Genomic DNA, 20,995 nt, shown 5'->3' with positions numbered 1-20,995 from the left:
TTATGGTCTCATGATATCTGTGCGGGGAATATACTGCCATGCTCCAGAGGTTAAAAACATGCCCTGTAGGTTAAATAATCTGATTAAAAGAATATAAAGAATTTATAAAGTGAATTAATTGGAAATATCATTATCAAAGAACTAACCATTCATCTACTTTATAACGATTGCCGGTAAAAATATGGTGTTCTATAATTGATAAATAGAAAATAAAACAAATGGTTCTTCTTTAGAAGGAAATGGTCGTATGAAATGTTTATCTCAGAAGAAGGTGCCTGAAATAATAAAGATATCAAGAGGCTCTTTGAGCATCACTAAAGAGGAACTCAGCATCAAAACAGGAATAAATAGTCAAGTGATTGACCGTCTTGAACAAGAAAAACATCCCTTCATTTGCAGAACTGAAGAAATGGCTGATTTTCTCCACTTTGACGTTTGTTCTCTTTTTGAGGAATCTGATCCCATTCTGCATTCAGAATTTCAAAGCTCTCAGAAAACGAGCTGGCTGTGGTTATTATATGTTTGAAATGATGTTGGCTTCCAAAGAACAAATACTTTTAAGAAAGGCTTTATTACATATGTGATGTAAATCAAATTATGAAACATTTATGAATAATTAAATGGTTTTATTGAAAGAGCAGTGGCGGGTATATACAATAGAATTGAAAAGAGACTTGTGTAAACTCAGATTTTGAGATAAAATTTTACACATACTCTGTCGATATATTATCAAAGAGTACTATAGTATAAGATATTTGGAAAGGAGGCAATAATATGAGTGCTTATGTTAAACCAGTTCAACCCACCCCAAATTTGTCGGGTAAATATGCACAAAAAATTGTACAAGAAGCATTATCAAAGCCTTCTTCTGTTGCTATAAAAAGAAATGAACATAATCTGAAATTAAGGAAGAAAATTGTTAAGAAATGAGTTATTTGTCACCAGATGAATTTGAGGAAATTGCGAATACTGTGAGTATCTATCCTATCAGTTCAAAAAATATAGGAGATATCTCACAGTATTCTTTTGATTGTGGTAAAGCGGAGGAATATGTTCGCTTTTTAAAATTAAATGCCCCGCTATTAGAAGAATTATGTATAACAAGGACTTTTGTAATAATTCATAATGAAACAAATGAACTTATTGGTTATTTTTCATTATCTGCGGATACTATTCGTCTCACAAAAGAAGAAAAAGATGAATCTAATCTGAATGAAGTGACATTCATGGCATTGCCTGCGATAAAGCTTGGAAAACTTGCTATAAACAAAAAACTTAGCGATAAAGCAAGCAGAAAAGGTTACGGATCTTTTGCGATCGATATTGCCACAACATATGCATATGATGTACTTGAATGTGGAGTTGCATGTAGGTTCATTACAGTTGATGCGGATATAGAATATTACCCTAACACCCCTGAATTTTACATAAAAAATGGTTTTGTTTATAACGAGGCAATAACTCCTCGAAAAAATGCTAAAACTATTAGCATGCGAAGAGATATTTTCTATGATTTGGATACTGATGAAAAACAATAGGAAAACATGTGCTTCCGAGGTTTTCTGTCAAGACTGAATAATCACTGATAATATTTAAATCATAAAGGTAATCTACATGAGTGTGTAGATTGCCTTTTTTAACGTTGCATAGTATATCGTATTACTCACTACCTTTAACAGCTTTTATGATAGAAGTCAGACTTCCAAGCAGCATTCGCTGACTGTCCGGAGTACATTCAGATATAATATCGGATAATTCATGGCTTTCATATATTACATATGGTTCAGATGCATTATAAATGAAGTCATTGACGGTTACACCCAGAACTTCAGCTATTTCCACCAGTTTTTCAAGGCTGGGCTTTTTTATTCCCCGTTCTATGTTGCTGATATACGAAGGAGAGGAGTTGATCTGATAAGCAATCTGCTCCTGTGTGATATTTCTGCTAATTCTAAGCGTCTTTATTCTTTTCCCCACAACCTTATAATTTATTTTCATTTTTCACCGATATAGTTACGAGACAGATTTATGGTTTTTGCAGATATGTTTTTCTGAATGGTACGTCTCTAAATAATGTTATCTTATTTCGGATATTATCCTTTTTAACGTACTATCCTTTAAAAGCATTGTAGTGCATCATTGAAGTGAAATCAATAGGAATGCTTGGTGAATTTATGATTATTTACGATAAGCTCTGGGCATATATGAAAAAAAATGAAGTTTCACAATATAAGCTTCTTCATTCCGGAATCAGCAACTCATCCCTGGATCGACTAAAGAAAAATCAGCCTGTAAGTGTAGATACAATAAATAAGCTTTGTATTATTCTTGGCTGCCAGGTTGAAGATATTATGGAATTCGTTGAGGAGTAATGAGTTCTATGTGTCAGATGGGTATGCATTCAGTTATGGTTCTTGTTTTAAAAGCTTGGTGTTTGGTTCCATATGAAGAGGATGTTATTGTATAATAATTATTGGTGCAATAAATCCATCTTTATTGAAGTGAATTTGGAGATATAAATTATGGGAGAAAATTCCGCATATTACAACTCTTTATATCAAAAGCGCAAGGATGCTACGGTTCAGGTAAAGGAACTACTTCCGCAGCATGCTCATGGTTTTATTGATGAGTGCATACTTAATTCTCAAATAAATACTGCCTATAATTATGCGCATGACATATTGTTTTTTTATCAGTATATAAAGGAAACAAATCCTATCTGCGAAAAGCTGGAGATTGAGGATATAACTATAGATGTGGTGAAGAAGCTTACTCATCAGGATATTACAGAATATCAGATTTATATTGCTGCAGGTCATAAAAAGACAAATGGAGTTGTGAAGCCTGCTAGTTCGAGTGCCATTGCTAGAAAAATGGCTGCTCTGCGAAAATATTTTAAATATCTCATCAGATATGATTATCTGACTGAGGATCCGACTATAAAAGCAGTCTCCAAAAAAACGGACAATGATAATAAGGAAATTCGCAGACTCAATGAAGAGCAGGTAAAGCAGCTTGTAAAAGCTGTATCTGAAACTAATGTGGATTCTTATCACTCCCGCATGTTATCTGAGCAGACTGCCAAAAGGGATCTTGCTATTATTATTCTGCTATTGCGTACCGGAATCCGTGTATCAGAATGTGTTGGTTTAGATCTTTCCGATGTGGATTTTGAGACCAATACCATCACTATTGTCCGGAAAGGTGGCGCTGCGGATGAACTTAAGATTAATGAAATGATCAGGAATACTCTGAAGGATTATATCAGCACTGAACGTCCTGTCCTTCTGCAGGACGAAGAAGATTCTGCTCTTTTCATATCACTTAAGCATAGGCGCTTATCTCTTAGAAGTGTTGAAAAAATGATAGAGAAATATGGCAAAAAAGCCGGTTATAATAAGAGACTTACGCCGCATACCCTAAGAAGGACCTTTGGGACATCGCTTTATAATAATACCGGAGATATCTATATGGTTGCCAGTATCCTGGGACATAAGGATATTAATACAACTTCAAAGCATTATACTGCTATAGATGAAAAGCGCAAGCAGATGGCTGTGGAGATTGATATTTATAATATGGATAAGGACTCTTCTCTATAGACCACCTCTAAAAAAGCTGTCTTTACATCAAGCCTAGAATTGGATCCTCTTCGTTTATGAAGAAGTTACAAATTCCTGCGTCGCCCCACATAATCTCGTAGGCTTCACCGAAAGTGGAATCCATCTGGAACAGAAGGGTTTCATATTCGCCATCTTCACGGGGATCATATTGGGTGAAAAAGGGATATCCAAGGAGCTTACCGCCGCTGGTAGTATGTTCATCATCATCCTCATCTTCAGAGAGCTCATAGTCAATTCCGTCCTCAAAGCATATGCCATAGCAGCCATCGAAAGGGAAGTATGCATGCTTCCAAATATTTACAACAGTTAACACAAAATTCTTTAAATCCTTTCAAACATAATACTATCCTTTCAAAAATTTCTTGTTCATAACCTTATTGAATCGACTGAAAAATGAGCAATACTTCAAAAGAATCTCCATTCCCCATTATTCTGTCTATGTTTTCATATTACAAAATCATTTGGACGTATATTGTACTTTATAAAAACAAGTAAAAGAGCCCATATTTTAATGGTGTAAATGGTTATCCTTTAATAAAAAAGCCATCGCCAGAGTCTAGAATCGGCGACAGCCTTCATCACTACAGCTTAAGGTGCCAATGTATACAAGCAATCTTTCTCATATGTGCACAGTAGGCAAAACATGATATGATTTTGTTTGGACAAATAGATACTCAGATATTTTTACTATTAATGGATTTACAACACATAAACATAACTAGAGAGGAATACCTGCCGCTATGATATTCTCGTCTGCACAAGTTATTAATAATTCAATTCTCCTGAAACGCGATACATGGGATGACTATGGTTTCAAAACAACATTTACAGCAACTTACTATGAAAATGGAACACCTCATAAACTAGGTATCGTTCAAATTGCTGACGCAAATTATGATGAGGGTCCAACTGAACTTCCCCCGACTTTCAATGAACTTACAGAGAATTTCTTTTCTCTTGGATCACCCGAATATTATAAAAACCTATACAAAATTCTTAATCATAATAGGGCTATAAAAGTGTTAAATATGCTTAATGACATGGCCTTCAATACTGATATTTACTTTAAATATTGTGAACATCGTGCAACTAGAGATTCGCTTCTTAGGGGATCAAGCTCAACATTTTTATTTAGGGAGTTGAAGCCATTAGCAGAGCACAAAGCTGTGCCTACAGCTTTCAATTACAGTTATATCCTAAATGAGCAAAACAATACGATATTAGATTTCGACGTTGACCCTGATAGCAAGCCTGCAAGTAATATTCATGTTTTGATTGGTGAAAATGGCGTAGGAAAAACAAAATGTTTGGAAAAAATGTTTAGTGCTTTTGTTAATGGTGATCGAAGTTTTTATCCTCGAATAGACCAAAATAACGCTGTGCTCTCTACTGCTATTTTTGTTTCTTTTAGTGCTTTTGATTCCGGAGACATGCTGAGAGTAATCGAAAACAATCAAAATAACAGCGTAGACGAAAATAAACCAGAACACAAAGTGATAGGTTTAAAGAAAACTGTTGGAAATAATATCGAAAACAAAACTGTTGATAATTTGAAAGATGACCTTTCTTGTGCAATTGAGAAATTATGCAATAAAAAAAGAACTTATCTATGGGCTGAAACCATAAAAATGTTAGATGCGATCAATTCTTTTAATGGTGTTAGCATGCAAGAGGCTTCTCTAAAAAACATTGAAGATACATCATACACAAATATCGAAAATAATCCTCATGACTTTATAATTAACTGTGTCAATTTCTTTGCCGAACTAAGTAGCGGACATAAAATTGTTTTATTGACATTAGCACAGCTTATCGCATATGTAGATCAACAAACTGTAGTTTTTATGGATGAACCCGAAACACATCTTCATCCACCGCTTGTTGCGATTTTCCTTGAATCATTAAAGAAGATATTAAATGTAATAAATGGAGTAGCTATCATTGCTACGCATTCTCCGGTTATACTTCAAGAAGTTCCTACGAATTGTGTTTATAGAATTAACAGAAGGAACAGCTCCTTATCTGCTAAAAGACCAGGAATCCAGACCTATGGAGAAAACATTGGCACTATAACCAGAGATATATTCGGACATGAGCTTCGAAGTAGTGGTTATTTTAAAAAAATGGAAGAAGAAGCTAAATCCAGACAAAGCTTTGAACATATAATGGCTTCTTATAATTATTCCATTGGATTTGAAGCTCAGGACCTTCTTAGAATGTTTATATATGAGGAGGAAGAGAGAAAAAATGCAGAAAATCAGTAAAACCTCCTTAAAAGTTGCCGAGGTTTTTCCAAAATGCTTTAAACATAAGAAAGAAAAGGCTCTTCGAGAAAATTTCGCCAATATTCTGCCTCTTATAATCCAGCAAGAACAAGACTATGAAGTATATGCTTCAAATGGAAATCTAGATAAGTTTAAGTATTTGACCGAGTCTGACATCAAGCCATACAACCTGACCGCAGATAATATGAAGTATCTATATAACTCCGGACTAAAACATGACGGATGGGAGGCACGTGATTATTACGAAGAACTGGTTGGTGTTGATGCAATATGCCCATATTGTGAGGTAGGTCCTGCAACTACATTGGATCACGTATTGGAAAAATCCAAAAGTTTAGGAACCACCGTCACACCTATAAACTTGGTACCATCGTGCTCTTTTTGTAATACACATAAAAATGTAAAAAAAGATATTGTCCTATGGCATCCGTACTATGATAATCCTGTTGATTTTAGATGGCTTTATGCTGAGTACTTGGGGATAAAGAACAAAAAGCAGCGAATTAATTACTATGTACAAATACCTAGCGAACACGTGGGAGAAAAAAATGCTGAATTAATAGAATCCAGCTTTGATGCTTTTTATATCAACACTTCATACAAAGCATATGCAATAACAACGTTTAAGGATATACAACTCACTATGCTTGAACAAGTACGAAAAGGGAAAACAGAGGCGAAAAAAAGAACTCTTGTACATGATGCTCTTTATAATCGCTATATTAGCTGTAAACATGCTAATCAAAATTCCTTTTCAACTGCATTATATGAATGCTTATTGGATAGTGATATATATTATCAGGAGTTAGTGGATATTGTCTCAAAGGACCCTAAGCCAATAAATAATTGATACCTCATATATATATATTGGTAAATGTAGAAACAACAAAATACAAATTGAATAAATGGTTATCATTCGCATAACTCCGCGCAGCAAAAAGAACACCGCCGGGTAAGATATTCAAATCTCCCGACGGTGCTTTTGTAATCACCCTCTTGGAATCCAATTCCCAAGAGCTTTTTCACCAACGCTTTACATTTCCTTAAGTTCATTAGAGGCAGACTCTAAAATTCTCAAAGCCTCCTCATAGATATCCTGCGAATATTTGGTCAATATTTTTTCTTTCGAAACACCGAAAGAAATCATATTTTGCACAGCTTCTAAAGCATCATCTTTCTTTGTCTTTTCAGTTGCTTCCCTATAAATTCTCTTTGCTTCATAGTCTAAAACCTGTCCGCCCATAACTCTCATCACTCCTTTCTGCACATTAGCGTGCTTTAGTGATAATGCCTCCGCCACTTTATCACACATAGCTTTAATGGCACTCTTCTCGAACTCTGTTATTTTGCCTACCTCTACATACTCGTCCAATTTATGCCACAATGTGGTATATTTTTCTACCATCTCATTTATCATATCGTCTGAATTATCCATTTCATCCAGATTATAATTGAAGAAATAGAATGGTATCAAAAACCAGAGCCCTTCATCTAGAAGTTGTTCTAATGAGTAATCTGCTATTCTAATTACCGGCACAGTATATGAAAGACTTTTTCCATTAGGAGCATTTACGATAATCGTATGCTCTTTGGTATTACTATTTGAACGCAGATACAAAATCCCTGATTTTGGCAAATCAAACCTTGTACTTTTTCCATCTGAAATTGCTGTCGATATTGCTATCTGTGTAGCATATTCAAATATTCTTACTATAATTGTCCCATCACTACTTGACTGACATTCTATATGATATCTATACTTTGATCTATTACCAATTCGAAAATTCGAATCTGTAATACGTTTTTCTTCACCACCTTCGGTTATGAAAAACTCATTTTGAAACAAACTCACTATCTCATCCAATGTGTAATTATCCCCAAACATGACATTAACTATTGGAATAATAAGTCTGCTACAATCTGTCAATAACGTTCTAAACGCGTCATCATATGGTGTATTACTATTGCTCATCTATAACTCTCCGTATTTGTATAGCTATTATAACATATTCCTAAGATGTTTGCTGCTCAGCAGCGGGCGCCGCCATATAATACTTACCACTTAAATTTAATGGCCCATTCATTTATACACTAGAAAATAATATATATGGATTACCAATCAAACAATATGTGCCACAGAACTATAAGTATGACAAATAGGATAACATCATTTGAAAGTATTTTCTTTATCATTCCCCATATAAATGATATAAGCCAGATCATGAAAATAATGGTGCTTTCAAGGATTTCTAACAAATTAACTGATTCATAATTGTAATCTACACCATAATCATCTGTTTGCCCCAAAGCAACCATAATTACTGTTGCAGCTCCTCTACGAAGGAGCTTTTCTTTGCATACAATTAAGGAATTGCCGGTTGTTGTTACATCATCCAGCAGAAAAATGGTCATCCCTTTTACGGATATTTCCTTTTCTGTGTCAATACTCTGATAATGAACTGTCTGATCTCTATTTCCGCCGTAAGCAAGTTTAGGTATTTCCTGGGTCCTTATAAGGAAGTTCACTCTGTCGATTCTGTTTTTCTCAGAAGTCAATTTCTTGGCTAGGTTTGTTATTCCTGTATCTGTTTTCCCGGGTGTACTGGAAGGAACTGCACATATGGCTATTTTCTCGGGAAATTCCTCGTTTAGGATTTCAAAAAAATATTCTATTGCTTCAGGATCTTTTCCTTTGAGGGCAAGTATCTGCCTGCTAAAGTCGTCAAAATTGGGATTTTGTATCTCGTTTTCTTTGTCAATCCAGTATTTGTGGTAGGTTGATAATGAGTATATTTTATTATTGTTCATATATTGCCTTTCTATTTATGTGTTTTCATAAAAATTTGCCATCCTTTAGGTATTTCAATAAGTGAAGAATAATTTATGGAAGGTAATGTTTTATGAAAAAGATGTTTTCAATTCTTATGATGGCCGTAATGGTCATTTTGTGTGTTGGCATGGGCTCATCAACAGCCCACGCAGCCGATGAGTCATGTGGTGATGAGCTTTGTGTTATTGATGCTCTTACAACTTCAATGGCAGATGAGACTTCATCGCAGATTAATTTCACGGCAGATGTGCCCGAAGGCTTTATTTTCCCAATTTATGTCGATGTTAAGAACACAGATACAGCTGCGATTTATCGACTCACTCTGTATAAGGAAAATGGTTTCTCGCAACACTGTTATGTAAATGAGGGAAACTACTCAGTCGCAGAAATAGCTTGCACTGAGGATAATACGGGAACCTATTCCTTCGAATATCCTGAGGATTTTACACTTGAAAAAGGTGGTGCCATTGATCTTCATACCGGATTAGTTAGTAATAACTCCGAGATGAGTGAAAGTAGTTTTGAGAGTTCTATGGGTAGTCCCACTACAGATGTACCTTACGAGTCAGATTTCACAATAAGGCACGAAGGTAATGGTAGCGGTATGGTGGCGATATGCGGTAGCCAGGTCAAACGATATGATTTAGTAATACAAGTTATAACACCGGGAATTGCGGGTTCTGCATCGATCAAGTATTCACTGGACGGGGGTACAAACTGGTCAGAAGAAAAGGCTGTCCCTTTGCGAGGTTCTATCGATATTTATGAGAAAAATGCTGATGGAAATTTTTCAGATACCGGTTTGACAGCATATTTTTATGCTGAAAAGGCAGTCGATGGATCAGCTTTTATCCGTGGTGATACCTATATGGCATCTATTCCGGATCCAAAGACAGATGTGATTATCAATCACGTTGGCGACAGCAGTGTAGAGATGTCCCTTTCATGTATCAATGATTCAGACTACCTATATGATCTAATGAAGGATAAGAATGTCTCTTTAGCCGTAAATGTCCTTAAAGGTGGAAAAGCAGCTGATGCTGTTATTGAGATCTCCATAGATGGTGGAAAAACTTACATGGATGAGATGTATGTGCCAGCTTCCGGCGTAATATCTTTCCCAGAGCTTGGAATAAACATGTCTTTTGACAAGGCTGATATTTACTCTCTTAAGGAAGGCGATAAGTATTGTGCTTACTGCTATCAAAAGAGTTATATGAAGGCTTATATTCTCTGCTCTCTCATGGCATTATTGGTGATAGGCTGTGTAATTATGGTGTCATCCATTATGAGATCCATGCTCCCTTCAAAAGCAGACTTCGAAATTATCCCTTATGAAAAGGCTTTGGATTGAAGGGGGATTTATGACAGGAAAAACAATTAAAAATATATACCGAATTAGTCATGCCGTTAAATGGTTTTTGCTAATTTCAATAATTGCAGTCTTCATATTAAGCACCTTAATGTATCATGTTCCTTCATTTCTTGGGTATAGGATTTTTTATGTCCCGACTGAGAGCATGGAACCAGAAATCCCTGCAGGAACTTTTGTTTCTGCAAAGATTATCAAGGAGGGGGATATATCCCCCGGAATTATTGGTGTTTATAAAAGTGGGAAACGGCTTGTTATTCACAGACTGGTGTCGTTTGATGGGTGCAATGCTGTATTTAAAGGGGATAACAACTCTTTTTTTGATCCCATCGTTCCAAAAGAACTTATTCGCTATAAAGTGATTCATGTATTTACATGATTGATGCTGCCTAAGGGCAGCATTTTTTATGCATAGTTTATCAGATCCCTTAATTCGGGTTCCTCATTCAAGATCACTTTCTTAAGCTGGTTCATAGCTTTTCTTTCAATGCTATGAAGTTCTTTCAGTTCCAGACCAAGTTCACTTGCAATCTCATTTCTTGTAAGCTGCTCTTTTCCAAGAAGTCCGTATCTGTAAACAAGAATGGCTTCTTCCTGGTATGAAAGGCTCTTAACAAGTTCAAGTATTCTTGATGCCATATATGTTGCTACTACATGATTTTCTGCCGATTTGCAGTCTTCCAGAGACGCTGTTGTGTTAACTATCTTCTCCGTATCAGTACTTTCGAGAATATCCCTCTCTTCAGCTTCTCTATATAAAGTTGTGCTCTTTGACATAAGATCTGACCATATATCCATGATATCCATCATTGAGATGTCGTACTTTTTTCCTATCTCCTCATAGCAGGCTTGTATATCCTCTGATTTTACATTGTCCAGATCCCCACATCTGTCGAATAAGTAATTCTTTATTTTGGTCATCTGGTTTCGCCTGTATTCCGGATATCTCTTTCCGTTTATATGTTCATTAAACACATATTCTCGAAGTGCCATTTTAGGAACTGCCGAGTTTAAGAGTGACACAAGTGAAGTGTTTTTTCTGAGATCAAAATATTTAAGCATTGCTTCACACATAAGCTCATCGGTAATATCGCTTAGCTGGCTCTTGTCAATTGTCGGCACATTCTTTCTGATATTTACACTCTGCTGGATATGATAATGCTTTATTATATGCTTCATACAGAAATCAGAATCAATACCTCTTTGGAGACCTGCTATAAGGGCATATTCCTGATCCTTTTCGAGATTTACCTTTGCAGGTATCTCTTCAATCTTCTCATAGGTCACTGTTATATGGTTTTCTTCTATCAGCTTTCCTACTTCTTCATCTTGTACATGCAAAGATAGCATTTTAAGAAGAAGCTCACAAACTTTTCCATTAGTGTCCCTGGCTACTGCTTTGACTATTCCCAGCCTTTCACTTTTCGTGTATTTTTCTGATCTTGACTTACTAATAAACCCCTCATTTTCAGTGCTATTAGATCTCATAAAGACTCCTTTCCTCATAATATAAACGCCATTAAAACTATTAATTGCATAACTATGGGAATAGTCTACTTGTAGCCACAATTTAACAATATGAAAAGATCCACAATTTATGCGGATTTTTGTTTTTAATTTCAGACCCAAGCGCAAATGATATAACATACATTTATAGTTTGTCAATAGTTTTTAATCATTATTTATTACTCATTTAACACTTTATATGTATTTTTTGATTTCAAATGTTTGACGTTTTCTGTTGTCACTGGTTAATACGGAGCTAAGAAAGCTTCCTTTTATGTCTTCGTTTCCTAGTCATTTTCTTATACTCATCTTCTATTTTTTTACTATTGCTATTATCCAGGCTTGTCTTATCCGGAATTGGAATATTTTGGTTTATTGGATCTAAAGTTTTTCTTATCTCATCTATGCCATATCCATCTAGGAAGTTTTTACCTTTAGCCTGAGATATTACATATTCAGCCTTTTTTAAATCACGATACTCTATACCAAGCTTTTTCAGCTGTGCTCCTTTTTGCTCGAAATGTCTTATTTTCCGCTGGATATTCAGCCTTGCATTTTCTAACTGCGTTATGTCAATACCATGCGCCTTAAGTTCTTTTGTCAGCGTCTGTAATCTCTCGTCAATGTATCTTAATTCCTCTTCTCCCCTACCACCTGATTTAGCTGTAATAGCCTCCATGCACAATTGAAACTCGTCCATTTTTCTGAGAAGGTTGCTTAACTCCTCAGCCTCTTTTTGAAGCTTTGATACTTCCTTCCTATGGATTGATATTTCTATCCCCTTTTGATTTATGGCTCTGCTAAGATCTTCCTCCGTCATAATGTCATGATTATCAAGGGTATTCAGAGTTCTTTCTATAGATGCAGCTTTTTCTTCAAGACTATTCAGATTTTGCCTGCTTTGGATTTCATTTTCATGTGAAAGTGCAATCTTTAGTACCTCTATTAAGATGGTTATAGCCTTAAGAAGCTCTACAAGAAACTGGACCAGTAACGATCTTCTCTTCTCATCAAGATTGTAACGCTGAATATGCTTGCCATGTGGCGACATCCGTATTACTTTGATTATGTTTTTTAATTTTGCATTTGCCTGACTCCTTGCTATGTCCTCAAGTTCACGCTCCACCTTCTTGTTAAAAATCTCATATTCTATATCGATTCCATCAAGATATTTGATTATTCCTTCTTTTGTATAATCAAATGAATCAGCTGATATAAGAAGCTTATTATCCCTGCATGCATATTCCTTTCCTGTACCCTCGTTTTTGAATCTGTATGTCAGATGACTTCTGGTCTCTCTTATGGTGTAGCTCGCTTCCTGCATAAGGTCTTTATACTCGTCAAAATTTTTTGCAAGTGATGCCGCAAGTTTTATATCATCACGCATCATCTGTTTCCAGCTGCATCCTTGATTGATCTTATCCCACTCTTCTCTTCTTATGCTTTTCCCTTCCCCCGGCCTGAGTATTATGGGAATATCGTATTCAATGGAAAGGTCATCACAAAGCTTCCTTGCTGCTTTCAGGGCAGCCATTGTATCTCGGTATTTATGACTTCCATCCAAGGCATACGCACAACTCACTATGTGATTATGACAATGCTCCGTATTCATGTGCGTTGATATGGTTGCAGCATAATCCTGAAGATATTCTCTACAAAAACGCATGCCTATTTCGTGAATGGTCTGAGGTGATATTTTATATCCCAGCTCTTTTTCTCCGGGAAAACTCATTACCCACATATATCCAAGCCTTGCCTGTTTTTCATATATACTTTCTATGTAGACAGCCTTTCCGGTATCGGGATCCTTATATACGATGCCTTTATCATCCGGAATAAGATTTCCGTTTTTATCATATAGATAATTGCCGTTTGCATCAGCTTTTACGCGCAAGAGCTTTTTTACTTTTGCCTGGGAAAGGTTTTCTTTATGCCCTTTGTTATAATAATTCTCGCGAGACTGCTTAAATACTTCATATGCAAGCTTGTAATTACAGTTATGTCCTGAAATAAGGATTTCTTTTTCATTTTCGCCATAGCTGGTTTTATCCATATTCTGAGAATAGTTCAAAGCATTTATTATTTCATCGTCAATAGTATTTTCCGTTATGTCAGGTGTTATAGTTTTGTTCAAATCATTAGCATATGCAAGGCTGTTACTTACGGCTTTTCCGGTATGGTAATTCTTAACTCTTAGTACTGCCATTTTTTTGGAATACCCTTCTTAATATTTCTTTTTTCACTTCCCTGCATATTTTATTTCTATCGCTAAGTTCATATTTGAAGCCAGTTTCGAACAACCTATTTATGTTAGTAAGATTCTGCTTTATGCATGTGATATCATCACAATCAATAGCACCTGTATGCCGTAGCTCTTTACACATTACCGTCATATCTTCAGTAAGTTCTGATAATCTTAATGCCATAAAATACAGATCATTTACCGTAACACTGACTGCATCCGGCAGTTCACCTGTTGCTACATCGGAAAGATACTCTGGTATAGACTTATTGCACTTGCCAGCTCTCTCTTTTATTATTTCCAGCTTGCCTTTGCTAATAGTTATTCTGATATCACACTTTGTTTCCAAGTAGTCTTTTGGTTTATATACTCCCAATGTTTTTTCAATAATCTGCCTTACATAGGCTGCCTTGGTGCGACCTGCATCCTTTGATGCACTGCTTAGTTCTTCGTATGTTTCTTCTGAAAGTGGCACAGATAATTTCCTTGTAGCCATGCTCGTCTCCTCCCCTTCTAAAATATTCTTCTCTGACTTTCCATAATTGAAATACCTATGGAGAAAGGATTTTGGAGTCTATGAATATGTAGTGGGATGGAATCTTTGGTTGTGCGAAGCATAACCAACCAGGTCCAGGGCGGGTAGCCCTGGCAAGCGACAGCGATGGTAAAACGAGCAGGAACTGCTCCGTTTTTCCATTGCTGTCTGTGCTTGTAAAAGAAATATCGTTTATTGAGGAATACTGTATTACAAAGTCAATTATCGGAGCTGAACTACATTTCCTATAAAATTTATTCCCATAATCTATTGTCATATTTCATGGGTATTTTCATAAGTCTCACTTGTTTTATGGATTGTGGACATAATATTTGGTAGTCGTACATGAACCATAGAAATACGACTTTTGGTACTTTGGAACGATTTTTATAAAAAATGTGCGACTTAGTTTCAAAAAGTGTGATTTGTATGTATTTCTACTGTGGGAAACAACGAAAGGAATTATATGCGAAGAGAGAAAAAGCGGGTGACTATGGGCTTCTGCCTTGATAACCCAAATCAGAAAATTGCATACGAATTCCTCGGACGGCTTGATCACAAGAAAACATATTTCATTTCAGAATTATTGACTTACCTGGAATGTGAATATGGTGCCGGATGGGATAGCAAGAATGTAGACCGGTTTTTGCAGACGCTTACGGGAGAATCAGAATATTTCAGACCCACTGAGACTCCCGCGAAGCTCTCATCAAGATCTGTAGGGAAGCGTCATAAAATAACAAAAGCGTCTCCGGAAGAAAGCCCCTCAACAAAAAATGAATTCCGGGATAATTCTCATTTGTTGTCTGACGATAATACAAATCACGGGATTAAAAATGATAGCACGAATAATATCAGCTTAGATCCACATTTCATATGTGCTACCGAAGATTCAAATGTATTTCCGGTATCTGAGGATGTTTTACGAATCAGGATGATCGATTTCGCAAAAGAATTTATCCTTTCCTCATGCCCTGAAGATAAGCGGCAGGGTGCCTTGGTATACTGGAAAGAACTTGAAGGTGAAGGCGATTATGACTCCTTGTATGAAGAAGTCATCTCCTATTATGGTGGATCTTACCCTGACATGGATAAGCAAACGTTTGAGGAATTTATCATGAAGAGTATTTATGAAACCAATAGATGATTTTAGCAGAAAGATTTAGAAAAGAGTTTTGAAAATAAAGGTGGTGGTTATATGACTATAAAAACATTGGCTGTAGATAGCGGAAAATATGCAACAAAGGCATGTATTGAAGGATCTGATGGCAAAGTTAATAAACTAAAATTCCTTACCCGTATGGATGAAGGTAAAGAAAATCTTGGTGATTCAGAAAGCTATTCTGTTCAATATGAAGGAAATAGATACCTTCTTGGCAGGCAGGCTGTTACATGGAATCCTGACAGGAGTAAAAAGTCTGATATTCACAGGATTGCTACTTATGCTGCTATAGCAAATCTTGTAGGTAATGGAGATCAGGTTAACGTTGGTGTTGGATGCCCTCTTTCAATATATATGAATCCTGCAGCAAGGAAGAACTACAAAGAATTCCTTGTTCCGCATGGGAAGCAGGTTAATATTACAGTTAACAGAAAGCCAACTCAGTTTACTATTAAGAGGTCCTTTGTTTTTCCGGAGTCATCAGGCATGATCCATATGCATCCTGAGATCTATGGGAATGATACTATTGGTGTGATTGACATTGGCGGATTAAATGCAAATTGCTGCATCTATGATGAAATGATCCCTAAAAATGATGTTAATTCAATGTTTACATTAGAGGAAGGTGGGCACGTACTCTTTGCAAGAGTTAAGGCTGAATTAGAGTCAGCGTGTGAAGTGTCGCTTTCAGATATTTTGATGGATAAGATCATGCGAGATGGCTTTATTCACAGTGCTCCAGAGGTAAGCGCACAGATCATCAAGCGTAATAAAAGAGCTCATGTGGTTCGCATTTTTAATGAATGCAAAAAGAATGGCTGGCCGCTTGAAAATATGAAGGTTGTGTTTACAGGTGGTACTTCTGCCCTTCTAAAAGAAGAGATCGAAGATGTATTTCCCTGGGTTGACCTTAGCTGTCTTTCGGAGGAAGGGGAATTTACAAATGCAGTAGGATTTTTGCTTGGAACAAAAAAGAGAATATTCTAAACATTATAGATAACCATATATATAATTTTGTATTGTAGTATAGGAATAAGATTCATCCACAATAACGATATATTATTTACATTTATACTTTTTTTGATAGAATTATTGTTTAGAAAAAGTTTTGTGGAGGATAAAAAAGTGGATAAAACCGTATTATATACAATAATAATTGCTCTTCTAGAGACATCAGTCATATTGATTTCATTATTGCTAATATGGAAACATGACAAAGACAAGAACGGTCCTTCATCCGTATTTGTTATTGGTGGTGTTTTTATGCAGTATATGAATTATGTTTTATTAACTGCAATCGTTTTTTCTTTATCAATGGTCTTTTATTTAGCAATAGATTCCGGATTAACCGGGAACATTTCCTTGTTGAATGGTATCATTTTCACAGTAATTACTATTTTTGACGGACGAATTATAGAAAAAATATATCAAACAATTTTAACCAAAAATAACGAAACCGATCTTCTAAAACAGTCAGATCGCGAACGGTTATGGATATTAGCACTTATCGCTACTGCTCTCATCTTTTGGATAAAAATAGATACCAGCGTCTCCCTGGCTTGCATAGTTCTTATTTTAGGTATCTTTTTCCCTTTAGTTTCTCCTATTAGAGATGAAGAAAAGGATCATAATAATGATTTATTTTTTGGAATGACTCTTGAGCAAAAAACAGCTACATTTTTTATTAGTATAGCAGTATGTATATCTATTATATACAATGTCTTGCCTGCAGCTTATGTAATTCCCTTCGAGATTGCTACAGGTATTTCATTAGTATTTACCATAGTAATCTTCTTTTTTTCAAATATACGAAAAATTGATGGCTATATAAGAAAACGAAAAGCAATGAAAAACTTTAAAAAGAATAAAAAAAACAAGAGAACATCAGCTTAATAGCCACATAACCCATATGGTTAAATATCAAAACACCTTAAACAAAATAATTTATATACCAAAACAACTCCCTAGGACACAAGAGTGTTATCTTTTGTCTTAGGGAGTTAATTATTTTGCTGATAGAACTATTTAGCAAAATGCCTTACAGGCTCTGGCATAGGCATTTTGCAAGTTAGAGAAATCTGTTGTATTTCCACCATTGTCAGGATGGTACTTTTTAACAAGTACTCTATATCTATGCCTTATCTCATTCAGAGTATTGCAGCCAGCAAAAAATGTGTTAGTAACTGTAGCCTGATTCGCATAATTACTGGATCCTTTTGACTCGTTAGATGAGTTTTGGGAAGTGTTATCATATTCACTGTTGGCTGTTTTACTATATGATTTCCTCTGCCTGTTTTCATAGCCTGAAGAAGTATAGCTACTATCATGGCTTTCATAAGTGCTATTACTTTTATATGAGTAGTAGGTGCCATAGATGATCTTTTCCTTTTTATGGATTCCAAATCTTTTTGCAACTCTCTTACCAATAAATCCTATGGGATCGTAGGTATCAAATCCTTCCCAATTGCAATACAGGTCCTCATGATGCAGGATGAACCATACGACAAACAATATAACGGAAATGATCCAAAGGTGTATGGAGTTTGTTGTCAGCCATTTAAAGAACAAAAAGGATATACAAACTGAAACTGTAAATGCCAATAGGGATCTGAGTATTGCACCAATGTATCTGAGGCGGTTTAGAATAAGCCAGGTTATTGTTTGAATTGCTGCAAATGCAAATTCTTGACCACTTGAATGAAGGAAAGGAATCTCGCTTGCTATTCCAAGAGAAATAAATGCTACTGTGATTAATTCTGCCATATCAGATACTGCCTTTCTGTCGCAAAATGGATTTTCTTTATGTAGTGATTTTGCGGTGAAATTTATAATAGCACAGAATGTGTGTTTGCGCAAACATCAGTTCTTTTTGTTGGTACCTTCTTACCCATTGGTTTTTTTACTGTAAATCAAAGTATTAACCTCTACAATAGAAATAAATACTTAAAGATGCTTTTCAAAAAAAGACAGTGGTTCACGGTGAACCTGACTGTCTTCTTCTATCATCTGCTTAATGTCCATCATAACCTTCGCATACTGTGATTATGTCACTTAAACTGCTATGGCTCTGTTTTAAATGCTCTATGACTTCATATATGGGATAGCAGTATGTATCTCCAACGGGCATTATTACTGATGACTCCATAGATTGATTTTGCTTGTCTTGTTCTGAGTTTGTACTACTTCTCTCCTTCTGAGAATTGTGTTGGTTGCAGGATACGATGTTTCTTGGATGTATATACTCTGCCTGGTCCTGGAGGGGTACTGTCATTGCAAGCATGGCTCTTTGATCAAAGATTATCTCATTCTCTAGGAAGTACATGTTTTTATCAGAGTAATCTCCACTTCTTTTGTAATTTGGATGCCTTCCTATAATTTCAAGCTCAAATTTCAGTATTTATGAGCTTTTTGTTTGTTGATATACCTCTTTAACAGGAGCCAGAGGTGATGAATAGTCATATATCATATACTGAATAGCTGATTGAAGGTAGCACTAATAAAGCATCCCTTTGTTTGCTCTATAAAGGCTATTTTCCCTTTGATCAACTATGATGGTGAACCTTCCGTGTCTAAAGGGATCGTGTCCCAACTTCCTTCGTCCCACCTATTCATACACCAAGTGCCAGCAAAGCTTTCAAACAGGGTCTATGCCCTATGGAGAGAACTCCCGCCAGCTACAGCTCTTGTTTGTCTTTGGTACTTACTAACTGACCTATTATGTCTTGAATGGTACCGGCAAACGGTGGACGCAATCCATCAAAGACATATGTTGGTAGTTTTTGTAGGAGATTCCCCCTACTGTTAATGGGTTACCATCCGGAACCCTGCTCAGCTATCGAACTGTATTCAACAGCTCGGCAGGATTCCGGAAATGTGATTCTTACTTATGCAGCTACTATCTCAGCATTCTCAAATCTCTTGATATCATCAAGCATCTTTTGAGGGTCATAAGTAACGCCTTTCTTGAGGATTGCATATATAATCCTCAGAAGCTTACACGCTATGACTATCAGCGACTGCATCTTCTTTAGCGGATTCTTGGGCCGTGTAGTGTAGTACTCATGTATCAACTGGAATTCTTCAGCATGAGCCACAACTGATTTAGCTCCTTGGAACAGCCAGGTTCGCAGTTCTTTGCGTCCTCTGTGGCTTATCTTTGTTTCGCCATTATGCTTGCCCGAACTGCATGCAACAAGGTTTAATCCACTTAGTTTCTGTATTTCCTTAACATCGTCAAATCTATCAATATCCCCCATTGAAGATATGATCCCTGCAACTATGTTCTGACCCAGACCAGATATTTCAAGAATGTTTTCAGCGTGTGGTATTTCCATACACTTCGCATTTATAGCTGCCTCTATTGTGGTCAGTTTTTCATCTAGAGAGATCATTTCTTCCACAAACCATCTGACAGCTTCTCTGTCGTATTCTGCGCCTTCATTTCTTCCCACGCTTGTACTGGCATATCTGAATAGTTCAGCTGCCCTGCTATAGCCGCGTCCTCTTAGCTTAGCATTGTGCCAAATCTCTCTTATGCCATCTTCACCCAATGCAACTATGTCCTTTGGAAATGGTGCAATCTTTAATACTTCTAAAGCAAAACTTCCATCCACTCTTCCAAATGCGTCCTTATATTCAGGAAAGTGTATTTTCATTAGCCTGTGCATCCTGTTTGCACAACGGATCCTGTTCTCGGTAAGCTGACTCCTTAGAAGCGAGAGACTACGCAGATCTGCGTATATGCCCTCTGGAAGATATGGCATACCATAGTTTCCGTTCATTACCAGATTTGCTATTACTTTGGGATCTTTTCTGTCATCCTTTAACTGGCTGTTGTCTTCAACCTCCTTTGTCTGCTTGACTGCATATGGATTTACCTGTACAACACTGATACCATTGCTTATAAGCCATGTCGCTATACAGAACCAGTAATGACCTGTAGGCTCAAGTCCTAATACTATCTGCTTTTTGCCATTTACTGCAGCAAGCTCAACCATCCATGCCTTTGCAGCTTCAAATCCTTCTTCATTATTCGTGAATGAAAATGGTTTTTTGCTGAGTTCTCTGCCTCGTATATCTATAGCTCTCAGATAATGAGTTTCACTGCCTATATCGCATCCTACTATAAGCATGTCCTCCGATATAAAAGAAAGCTTGGCATTCTTATCAAACTTCCCCGTTGTTTCAAGATCATGCCAGGTCTTAGCCTGCATTGTCTTAAGAAGTTCATCGATTCTTGACTGTCTTTCTTCGGCTGATAGAGTGTTTATTACCGAAAAACTATTGGTGACTTGATTTTTGTTTCTTGTTGTCTTAGCATTCATGTTAGATACCTCTTGTATTCTTGGATTATTACCAACTGCCAGGTCAGTAACAATCCAACTTTACTTGAGGTATTCTTTTTAGGTCAATCCCTGTTTAAATCATACAGGAAGCTTTC

Annotated in this window: 21 protein-coding genes; 12 read left to right on the top strand and 9 right to left on the bottom strand. The window is 36.3% G+C overall.

The window, feature by feature from the left end; all coding sequences use genetic code 11:
• Positions 1 to 304: 304 nt before the first annotated feature.
• From G602_RS0114220 to G602_RS26745, 3 genes are all read left to right on the top strand, one after another.
• Positions 305 to 526 carry a hypothetical protein gene (locus tag G602_RS0114220; protein ID WP_196808683.1) on the top strand — a complete coding sequence of 74 codons (222 nt, stop codon included), beginning with the start codon at positions 305 to 307 and terminating at the stop codon, positions 524 to 526.
• Positions 527 to 774: 248 nt separating this feature from the next.
• Positions 775 to 930, top strand: coding sequence for a hypothetical protein (locus tag G602_RS31000; RefSeq protein ID WP_196808682.1), 156 nt, complete (start codon positions 775 to 777; stop codon positions 928 to 930).
• Positions 927 to 1,538, top strand: a complete 612-nt coding sequence (locus tag G602_RS26745; protein WP_049945239.1) for a hypothetical protein — start codon at positions 927 to 929, stop codon at positions 1,536 to 1,538. Before G602_RS31000 ends, G602_RS26745 begins: the two co-directional genes overlap by 4 nt.
• 121 nt (positions 1,539 to 1,659) lie before the next feature.
• On the opposite strand, the gene G602_RS29070 is transcribed toward G602_RS26745, so the two are convergent.
• Complete coding sequence (locus G602_RS29070) at positions 1,660 to 1,998, bottom strand: helix-turn-helix domain-containing protein (RefSeq protein ID WP_049945238.1); 339 nt, start codon at positions 1,996 to 1,998, stop codon at positions 1,660 to 1,662.
• Positions 1,999 to 2,174: 176 nt separating this feature from the next.
• Here G602_RS29070 and G602_RS0114200 point away from each other — a divergent pair, with 176 nt between their 5' ends.
• Both G602_RS0114200 and G602_RS26735 read left to right on the top strand, forming a co-directional pair.
• Entirely contained in the window at positions 2,175 to 2,372 is a 198-nt protein-coding gene (locus G602_RS0114200) for a helix-turn-helix domain-containing protein (RefSeq protein ID WP_026659600.1), read from the top strand.
• A gap of 150 nt (positions 2,373 to 2,522) precedes the next feature.
• Positions 2,523 to 3,602 (top strand): tyrosine-type recombinase/integrase, encoded by a 1,080-nt coding sequence (locus G602_RS26735; protein WP_049945237.1) that lies wholly within the window; start codon positions 2,523 to 2,525, stop codon positions 3,600 to 3,602.
• Positions 3,603 to 3,624: 22 nt separating this feature from the next.
• Here G602_RS26735 and G602_RS0114185 read toward each other — a convergent pair whose 3' ends face one another.
• Positions 3,625 to 3,936, bottom strand: a complete 312-nt coding sequence (locus G602_RS0114185; protein ID WP_026659599.1) for a DUF1963 domain-containing protein — start codon at positions 3,934 to 3,936, stop codon at positions 3,625 to 3,627.
• A 427-nt stretch (positions 3,937 to 4,363) separates the two neighbouring features.
• Here G602_RS0114185 and G602_RS0114180 point away from each other — a divergent pair, with 427 nt between their 5' ends.
• Positions 4,364 to 5,887, top strand: a complete 1,524-nt coding sequence (locus G602_RS0114180) for an AAA family ATPase (protein WP_026659598.1) — start codon at positions 4,364 to 4,366, stop codon at positions 5,885 to 5,887.
• Entirely contained in the window at positions 5,871 to 6,758 is an 888-nt protein-coding gene (locus G602_RS29065) for an HNH endonuclease (protein WP_049945236.1), read from the top strand. The genes G602_RS0114180 and G602_RS29065 overlap by 17 nt, the downstream gene beginning before the upstream one ends.
• A gap of 183 nt (positions 6,759 to 6,941) precedes the next feature.
• On the opposite strand, the gene G602_RS26725 is transcribed toward G602_RS29065, so the two are convergent.
• Positions 6,942 to 7,880: a hypothetical protein gene (locus G602_RS26725; protein WP_049945235.1), complete on the bottom strand. Its 939-nt coding sequence runs from the start codon at positions 7,878 to 7,880 to the stop codon at positions 6,942 to 6,944.
• Positions 7,881 to 8,020: 140 nt separating this feature from the next.
• Positions 8,021 to 8,716, bottom strand: a complete 696-nt coding sequence (locus G602_RS0114165) for a phosphoribosyltransferase (protein WP_026659597.1) — start codon at positions 8,714 to 8,716, stop codon at positions 8,021 to 8,023.
• A gap of 92 nt (positions 8,717 to 8,808) precedes the next feature.
• Between G602_RS0114165 and G602_RS0114160 the strand changes: the two genes are divergently transcribed.
• Positions 8,809 to 10,092 carry a hypothetical protein gene (locus G602_RS0114160; RefSeq protein WP_026659596.1) on the top strand — a complete coding sequence of 428 codons (1,284 nt, stop codon included), beginning with the start codon at positions 8,809 to 8,811 and terminating at the stop codon, positions 10,090 to 10,092.
• A gap of 10 nt (positions 10,093 to 10,102) precedes the next feature.
• Positions 10,103 to 10,489, top strand: a complete 387-nt coding sequence (locus G602_RS0114155; RefSeq protein ID WP_026659595.1) for a S24/S26 family peptidase — start codon at positions 10,103 to 10,105, stop codon at positions 10,487 to 10,489.
• 26 nt (positions 10,490 to 10,515) lie between these two features.
• On the opposite strand, the gene G602_RS0114150 is transcribed toward G602_RS0114155, so the two are convergent.
• From G602_RS0114150 to G602_RS0114140, 3 genes are all read right to left on the bottom strand, one after another.
• Positions 10,516 to 11,598: a sigma factor-like helix-turn-helix DNA-binding protein gene (locus tag G602_RS0114150; RefSeq protein ID WP_026659593.1), complete on the bottom strand. Its 1,083-nt coding sequence runs from the start codon at positions 11,596 to 11,598 to the stop codon at positions 10,516 to 10,518.
• 274 nt (positions 11,599 to 11,872) lie between these two features.
• On the bottom strand, positions 11,873 to 13,822 hold the full coding sequence (locus tag G602_RS0114145; RefSeq protein ID WP_026659592.1) for a relaxase/mobilization nuclease domain-containing protein: 1,950 nt from the start codon (positions 13,820 to 13,822) through the stop codon (positions 11,873 to 11,875).
• Entirely contained in the window at positions 13,803 to 14,354 is a 552-nt protein-coding gene (locus G602_RS0114140; RefSeq protein WP_026659591.1) for a TraY domain-containing protein, read from the bottom strand. Before G602_RS0114140 ends, G602_RS0114145 begins: the two co-directional genes overlap by 20 nt.
• Before the next feature lie 505 nt (positions 14,355 to 14,859).
• Here G602_RS0114140 and G602_RS0114135 point away from each other — a divergent pair.
• The 3 genes from G602_RS0114135 (at position 14,860) to G602_RS0114125 (ending at position 17,448) form a co-directional block, all read left to right on the top strand.
• Complete coding sequence (locus G602_RS0114135; protein WP_155829911.1) at positions 14,860 to 15,540, top strand: hypothetical protein; 681 nt, start codon at positions 14,860 to 14,862, stop codon at positions 15,538 to 15,540.
• A gap of 51 nt (positions 15,541 to 15,591) precedes the next feature.
• Complete coding sequence (locus tag G602_RS0114130) at positions 15,592 to 16,542, top strand: ParM/StbA family protein (RefSeq protein ID WP_026659589.1); 951 nt, start codon at positions 15,592 to 15,594, stop codon at positions 16,540 to 16,542.
• Between the two features lie 138 nt (positions 16,543 to 16,680).
• A complete protein-coding gene (locus G602_RS0114125; protein ID WP_026659588.1) occupies positions 16,681 to 17,448 on the top strand; it encodes a hypothetical protein in 768 nt (255 codons plus the stop codon).
• A 132-nt stretch (positions 17,449 to 17,580) separates the two neighbouring features.
• Here G602_RS0114125 and G602_RS0114120 read toward each other — a convergent pair whose 3' ends face one another.
• Both G602_RS0114120 and G602_RS0114110 read right to left on the bottom strand, forming a co-directional pair.
• A complete protein-coding gene (locus tag G602_RS0114120) occupies positions 17,581 to 18,318 on the bottom strand; it encodes a J domain-containing protein (protein WP_155829909.1) in 738 nt (245 codons plus the stop codon).
• Between the two features lie 1,121 nt (positions 18,319 to 19,439).
• Positions 19,440 to 20,879 (bottom strand): IS110 family transposase, encoded by a 1,440-nt coding sequence (locus G602_RS0114110; RefSeq protein ID WP_026657843.1) that lies wholly within the window; start codon positions 20,877 to 20,879, stop codon positions 19,440 to 19,442.
• Positions 20,880 to 20,995 lie beyond the last annotated feature (116 nt).

The organism is Butyrivibrio sp. AC2005 (assembly GCF_000424145.1).
GTDB lineage: Bacteria > Bacillota > Clostridia > Lachnospirales > Lachnospiraceae > Butyrivibrio.
Note: the sequence above shows the minus strand (reverse complement) of the source record. Positions and strands in the feature narration are given on the sequence as shown.